This is a genomic window from Phyllobacterium sp., assembly GCF_037994425.1.
Taxonomy (GTDB): Bacteria; Pseudomonadota; Alphaproteobacteria; order Rhizobiales; family Rhizobiaceae; genus Phyllobacterium.
In genome coordinates this window covers 1-6,158 of record NZ_JBBNAM010000263.1, presented here as the reverse complement: position 1 = coordinate 6,158, position 6,158 = coordinate 1, and the positions used below count along the sequence as shown (strand labels likewise).

The 6,158-nt window shown below is 61.7% G+C and carries 9 protein-coding genes; all 9 read right to left on the bottom strand.

Annotated elements, in window-relative coordinates; genetic code table 11:
* On the bottom strand, window positions 1-226 hold a 226-nt coding region (locus tag AAAB35_RS18155), incomplete at its 3' end, for a hypothetical protein (protein ID WP_340669680.1).
* Between the two features lie 3 nt (window positions 227-229).
* A complete protein-coding gene (locus AAAB35_RS18150; RefSeq protein WP_340669679.1) occupies window positions 230-595 on the bottom strand; it encodes a hypothetical protein in 366 nt (121 codons plus the stop codon).
* Entirely contained in the window at window positions 592-1,056 is a 465-nt protein-coding gene (locus AAAB35_RS18145) for a hypothetical protein (protein WP_340669678.1), read from the bottom strand. Before AAAB35_RS18145 ends, AAAB35_RS18150 begins: the two co-directional genes overlap by 4 nt.
* Window positions 1,053-1,379: a hypothetical protein gene (locus AAAB35_RS18140; protein ID WP_340669677.1), complete on the bottom strand. Its 327-nt coding sequence runs from the start codon at window positions 1,377-1,379 to the stop codon at window positions 1,053-1,055. The genes AAAB35_RS18145 and AAAB35_RS18140 overlap by 4 nt, the downstream gene beginning before the upstream one ends.
* Entirely contained in the window at window positions 1,379-1,693 is a 315-nt protein-coding gene (locus AAAB35_RS18135; RefSeq protein WP_340669676.1) for a capsid cement protein, read from the bottom strand. Before AAAB35_RS18135 ends, AAAB35_RS18140 begins: the two co-directional genes overlap by 1 nt.
* Before the next feature lie 63 nt (window positions 1,694-1,756).
* Window positions 1,757-3,832, bottom strand: coding sequence for a ClpP-like prohead protease/major capsid protein fusion protein (locus tag AAAB35_RS18130; protein WP_340669675.1), 2,076 nt, complete (start codon window positions 3,830-3,832; stop codon window positions 1,757-1,759).
* Entirely contained in the window at window positions 3,813-5,315 is a 1,503-nt protein-coding gene (locus tag AAAB35_RS18125) for a phage portal protein (protein WP_340669674.1), read from the bottom strand. Before AAAB35_RS18125 ends, AAAB35_RS18130 begins: the two co-directional genes overlap by 20 nt.
* On the bottom strand, window positions 5,312-5,530 hold the full coding sequence (locus tag AAAB35_RS18120) for a hypothetical protein (RefSeq protein WP_340669673.1): 219 nt from the start codon (window positions 5,528-5,530) through the stop codon (window positions 5,312-5,314). Before AAAB35_RS18120 ends, AAAB35_RS18125 begins: the two co-directional genes overlap by 4 nt.
* Window positions 5,521-6,158, bottom strand: a 638-nt coding sequence (locus AAAB35_RS18115) for a terminase gpA endonuclease subunit (protein ID WP_340669672.1), incomplete at its 5' end; no start/stop codon positions are given. The genes AAAB35_RS18115 and AAAB35_RS18120, both read right to left, overlap by 10 nt.

The window sequence follows — 6,158 nt, the reverse complement described above, 5'->3', positions numbered from 1 at the left end:
TGTACAGCTCCCGCCAGTTCATGGTTAGCGACATGCTGGTAATGCGACTGATCGAGTCATATTCACCGCCCTGCGGGGTGGTGGTATCGGCCAAGGTCAGATCCGTTTTTTCGATGGCCTGCGTCAGGGTCGACACCAGACCTACGGGCGTGAAAGGCCCGCCTTGGCCATAGGGGCGAATCTTGACCAAACCGCCCACTACATACGTTTCAATTTCGCGAGCCATGTTTTAGTTCTCCAGAGTGTCGGCGCTGATCACGCCTTGGGCGATCAGCCAATCGCGCTGTGCGGCATTGACCTTGATCGTCGCGCCGATTGGGAAATCCTCACGGCCGTGGGTGTGCGGCTTGAGTAGCGTGACCTCATACAGGGGCAGGACGTTGGCCGACTCATAGACGCCCTCGGCGCCCTCGACCTGCCCCACGCGTGGCGCGGCTTGCGCTTCGCCTGGCCGTCCAGTGTTTTGGGTGAATTGCTTGTCGGGGATGGTTTCGCCGGCGGCGAACTGGCCAGCACCGGCCGGGGTGGCGCCGGTCGTGGTCCTGGTCACTCCCGGGGAGGGGCTGGTGGTGACGTCGGGGGTCTTGGATGTCATGGGAATTTTCCTTGAATGATTGTGTGCAGGTACACCGGAATCAGGACCAGCGCAGCCTTGGAACCGTCCGCCGGCGGGAATGATTCCGGGGCACCGATGGCGAGCATCGGAACGCCACGCGGTAACCAGTCGGGCAGCTGCCCGGCGGTGGTCATCAAGCAACGGATTAGGTCGTGTTCCAGATCCTCGACGGCAGACTCATAACCATCGAGCCCGGCGTCGACGGCGCCGATCACGTTAAAGCCGGATAGCACCTTGATCGCGTGCGGCCCAGCCACGGGGGCGAGCCCCTTGGCCTTTTGCACCACGATCAGCGGGTAACTGATATCGGCCGCCTTGATCACCTCATTCAACCAGCCACCACGGACGTTCCCACCTGCGTGGGTGTGGTATCCGTTTTCGACGGTGATGGTTGATAGGCGCGCGATCAGCGCCTCGCGGGCAAGGGTCAGAATGTTCATGGTGCCCCCATGGTCGCGGCGGTGATCATATAGCCGTCATCGGCGATCAGTTTTTCAACGATGAAACGCTCGCCGGCAATGACGAACAAGTCGCCCCGGGCAGCGGTGGCCAGATCACTGGTGTAGAACGTGATCCCGACCACGTCGCTCACAAACCGACCATCCGGCCCCACGTATTCGAGGTTTCTGTCCACCATTAGCGGCAGGTTCTCAACAGGTGGCTGGCCGGGGGTCTGAAAGCTCCCGAAGACGTCCGCAAGCTCGTTAGTCCCGAACCGGTGCATATGCTTGATTAGCCGATTCCAACGGCTTGCGTTGTCCATCAGTTCGACAGCCGGACGACAGCAAAGCCGCCCGATTCGTCGGCGATCAGCTTGCCGGCCGGCACAGACGCGGCAGTCCCGGCGGCAACCAGCCCGCCGGCTTTCAGACTGACCGCCGCACCGGTCAACAGACCAGCCGCCGAAGGCACACGCCAGCACCCGACCAGATGGCCGGCGAACTCGGCGCCCTCCACCGCGTCAGTGATCGCCACCATGACCAGCGTGCCGATGGCATAGATCCCACCGGATACAACACCACCCGCTGGGGCCACGAAAGTCGGGACGTCGCCGTCCTCTACAAAGTTTTTAGCCATGATTTCTCAATCTCCAGAAACAAAAAAACCCGCATCAGGCGGGGTTCGTGAACAGCGGGCGAGTTAGGCGCCGTTGGCTTTTTGCAGGCCGCGATAGTCGAGCGGCGCGACACCGGCGTCGATGCGAACCTTAGAGGCCACGCCGTCAACGGTGAAGCCTTGTTGCTGTTCCAGGTACGGGGTTTCTACGCCGTTCAGATACGACACCTCGATCGTGTCCAGACCTTGGCGCGCGGCGCCATACCATGCAGTCGCCGACGCGTCGTCGAGGCGGGCGTCGCCGATCACCTTGGCGAAACCGCGAATCGGGTTAACGATGCCGCTGTTAACGTCCGCACCCGGTACCGACTCGCTGTTGATGATCTGATTCGCCTTATCCTCAAGGGCGATCGGGGTGAGGATGTACGCCGGGCGAATGTTGAGATTTCGGCCTTTACCGTCGGCCGCGTCGCCTTTCTGCGTGGCCATCTGCGTTTTCATCTTGCTCAGGCTGTCGATCGACAACGCCGAGCTGGCCCCGGTCTGGAGGTTGCGGTGGTCAGCGTGGAACAGCGTTTTTCCGTCCGCCATGACCGGGTTACCGGTCAGCACGGCGAACACCAGATCGCCAATGGTGCCCTTCGCGGCTTGGCCCATCTTGTTCGGGATGTCGGTCAACATCGACATGTCGTCGTTGATGATCGCTTGGCGGGTGATGCTGAACAGCTCACCGTAGGTTGCAAGCACGACTTGCGCGCCCAGCTCGCCGATGGTGATGTATTTGTATTCAGCACCCTCGCGCACTTGGCGCAAGGAATTGAACTCGCCCAGCCCGACGCGGCGCGTCACTTTAAAGTCGCTGAGTTCGCCTTTCTTCGTCCACAGCGGGAAAGTTTCCTCGGCCGCTTCCCATCCTTGAATGATCGACTTGTTCGCGACGTCGAGCAGAATGCCGCCGAAATCGCTGGTCGAGTGGGTGAAGGCAAGGCCAACCATTTGCAGCGGTGCGAGCCCGGCAATACCGACGCCGCGCTCGGTGAGCGAGGCGCGGGCCAGCTCCCTCAGGCTCATATGGTTGAATGCGTTGCTCGGTTCCATTTCGCCGTGACGGGCGCGAGCCATCAGCGAGGCGCGGACGGAATCGCCCACCAGGTTGCCGTTGGTGATGTGACCCGGAACACGCGGCGCCGGGGTGGTGCTTTCGCCCAGCTTGGCGAGCAACTTCTGACTGGCCTGCTCAGGGGTGACGGTGTGATCGAGCAGGCAAGTATTCAGCAGCTCGGCGTGCGACTGGCCGAAGCTACCGAAAGCCGTGGTGATGCTCAGACGGCGGTTGGTTTCAGCGGCCAGCACCTGGGCGCGAATCTCGGCAGTGGCGTGGGCTTCTGGAGCCGGTGCCGGTGCTGGGGTTGGCGCTGGAGCCGGTGCCGGTGCAGGCGTTGGGGTTGGCGACGGCGCCGGGGTGTTGCCGTTGCCTTGTGGATCGAGCAGGGATTTCAGCGAATCGGGCATGTTTTCGAACTCCTTGAAGCGTTTAGAGGTGAGCTGTGCGGCAGCTGCCAGCGGCTCGGTTACATGGTCGGCAAAGCCGGCCTCAACAGCCTCGCGGCCAGTCATCCAGGTGGTGTTTTTGAGTAGGGTTGCGATTGCTTCGGGGGTCTGCCCGGTCTTGTCGACATAGGCGGCAATCAGCTGGCCCTCGACCTTGTCGAGCAAGTCGCCATAGCGGCGCATGTCGTCGGCGTCACCGCCCTGAATGCCCCACGGTCGATGCACCATCATCATGGCGTTTTCGGGGATGTGAACCGTCCCCACCATGGCAATGACCGAGGCCATCGACGCGGCGAGCCCGTCGATAAACACGTCGATGTTTGCGGGGTGCGACTTGAGCAAATTGAAAATCGCGATGCCGCCGAACACGTCCCCACCGGGGGAGTGAATCCGCAGATTGATTTGCTTTACGTCGCCGGCGGCTTTCAGGTCTTTGGCGAACTGTTGCGGGGTAATGCCCCAAGCGCCGATTTCGTCATACAACAGGATTTCAACCGACCCGCGCGCGAGTGCGTTGAGGCTGTACCAACTTTCTTTTGGCTTGTTGTCCTGACTGATCAGACTGGCAAGGGGCGCGACCAGCCCCGGGTTATTCTGGTGGCTGCTCACTGGCGGCTCCTTGCTTGGCGTAAAACTGGTGATATGCGTCCGAACTGAACACCAGATCGGCGGCGCGGTTGGTTTCCACTTCTGCGGTGCGGGTGCGCTTGAGTTCCTGCGGGTTGCGGCCACGCGCGCGGGCGACTTCGGCCTCATCCGCAAAGCCGGCTTTAACGAGGATTTCCCACGCGTCCGCCTCTTGTTTCGGATTGATCCAAGGCATCACCGGCCCTTGATAGATCGCGCCGTAAAGGGTGCGCGGATCAACATCGCGCGGCGGCTTGAGCCTCCCGCTCACCAGCCCCATGGCCATGAATTCGCGGTAGACCGGACGGCTCCAGTAATCAATAAATTCATGCTGGAGCAGGTCGTAACCTAGCTGGGCCTCGACCAGTTCCTGACGTTGCGCCGAATAGGTGCCGTCGTAGGTTCTGGCCACGGTGGAATAGGCGCTACGCGTGCCGGCTGCGATGGCGCGCAACTGACCGTTGCGGAACGGTTCCAGAAACGGGTTGGGCCGGTTGCTTTGAATCATGCCGACGTCTTCACCTGGTAACAGGTTGTCGACGACGGTGCCCGGGGCAAGGGCGATAGTTCGCTCGGCGGTGGCTTCACCGTTCGCCGGGCCGGTGTACAGGTCCGGCGTTCCCTTGCGAATGAACATCGCCAAGGCGGCGCTGATGCGGGCCGCGACGCGCTCGCTTTCTTCGTAATCCTTCATATCGGCGAGGCGCACTAACACCGCGTGCAACAGCGGCAAGCCACGGTTTTGACCGATGCGTTTGCGGTGCGCGATATGAATGATCTGCTCGGCCAAAACGCGCTTGGTCTGGTACTGGAACGCGAACATATTCACGTTGCCCGGGTGAGTCTTGAGCAGGTGAAACGCCCGCACGCGGCGCCACGCGTCGCGCTCGATCCCCTGCGCGAGGCCGATAGCGTCGTCGTTCAGGTTGAACGGCAGATAGTCCGGCTCAAGCAACTCAAGGGCAAAAGGCACGTCGGTCAGGTGCGTGTAAAACGGGACATTGCCGCGAATCTTCTGCGCCAACATTTCGCCGTCGCGCAGCCAGGTGCGGCACACCTGCCGTTCCATCTGCGGCCGGGTCAGCTCGCCGGAAACCTCAGGATGTAGCGACCACTCGGCCCATTCGTCTTTGATCTGCGCCGCGAAGTCGAGGTGAATATCCCCGGCCAGCGTCAGCGGGATGGGCTCGACGCTGATGCCGGCACCGCCGACCACCCGTTCCTCCAGACGGTCGAACAGGCCTGTCACTAGGTCATGGTCTTCGTCCAGCTTGCGGGACTGGTACCGAAGCGACATCGCGCCCATTTGTAGGGACGCGTCAGCGCTCAGGGGCTGACCCTTCGCCTTGTGCGTGCGGGTGACCTTGGCCGCCTCATAGGCTTGGATCAGGTACCGGGCTTGCAGACGCTTGGCCACCATCGCGGGGGCGAAGGGCTCGATCATTTTGTCGATAAAGTTTTTCATTCGAAGCTCACCCGGCCGAAGCGCAGCCCCCGGCCATGGGTCAGCGAATACACGCGCTGTTCCCACTCAAGCCGGCCCTTGGTGATCGCCGCCGGGTCGTGAGAAATAAACGTCCGGCCGGCGATCGTGACCGACTTGCCCGCAAGGGCGGCGACTTCGGCCTCGCGATATTGCTCAAGCATGTAGCGCGCGTATTCCAGATCGGTCATAGCCATGGGTCGTCTCTCGGTGCCACCCAAGCGCCGGCCGTAGCCGGTGCCTTAGGTTCGTTTTTAGGGGGCGAAATCACCGGTTTTCCAGCGGCAGGGCGCGAGCGCGCCAAGGCCTCAAGGTCGAGGCCGAAACGTTGTTGGCTGATGCGCAGCGCCGCGAGGGCGTACACAAAACAATCCAACGCTTCGTTGCGGCGGCCGCCGGCGTCCCAGCGGGCAACCCGGCGGCCTTTCTCGATCTTGGTGACTTTCCGTTCTGCGGTGAGTTGCTTGAGTTCGCTTTCGTCGCACAGGTCGTCATTGGCCGGCAGGTGAATAACGCCGGGCTGTACAAGACCGATTCGGGCAATGTCCGATTGCAATTTCAGCCGGCTGTAAATCAGCTCTTTGGCGTTGTCGGTACCGACTTCGGTTAGGTAAACCTTTGCGGTCTTGTGCCGGGTGCGCGGGAAATTGGCGATGGGCTTGCCGTAGATGTTCGCGCCCTTCACGGGCACGACCCATTGCACGCCGTATTTGCGGCTTTCGGCGTACACCTCATCGGTGTAGTGGCCGCCGGAGTCCCAGCACCAGCGATCAACCTTCATCACCACGCCGTCGGCGCGGGCGAACTGGCGTTGTATTTCTACCC

What these genes read in the sequence shown, in the direction of transcription:
- AAAB35_RS18150 (WP_340669679.1), bottom strand. Translation starts at nt 595, where the DNA reads ATGACATCCAAGACCCCCGACGTCACCACCAGCCCCTCCCCGGGAGTG.
- AAAB35_RS18145 (WP_340669678.1), bottom strand. Translation starts at nt 1,056, where the DNA reads ATGAACATTCTGACCCTTGCCCGCGAGGCGCTGATCGCGCGCCTATCA.
- AAAB35_RS18140 (WP_340669677.1), bottom strand. Translation starts at nt 1,379, where the DNA reads ATGGACAACGCAAGCCGTTGGAATCGGCTAATCAAGCATATGCACCGG.
- AAAB35_RS18135 (WP_340669676.1), bottom strand. Translation starts at nt 1,693, where the DNA reads ATGGCTAAAAACTTTGTAGAGGACGGCGACGTCCCGACTTTCGTGGCC.
- AAAB35_RS18125 (WP_340669674.1), bottom strand. Translation starts at nt 5,315, where the DNA reads ATGAAAAACTTTATCGACAAAATGATCGAGCCCTTCGCCCCCGCGATG.
- AAAB35_RS18120 (WP_340669673.1), bottom strand. Translation starts at nt 5,530, where the DNA reads ATGGCTATGACCGATCTGGAATACGCGCGCTACATGCTTGAGCAATAT.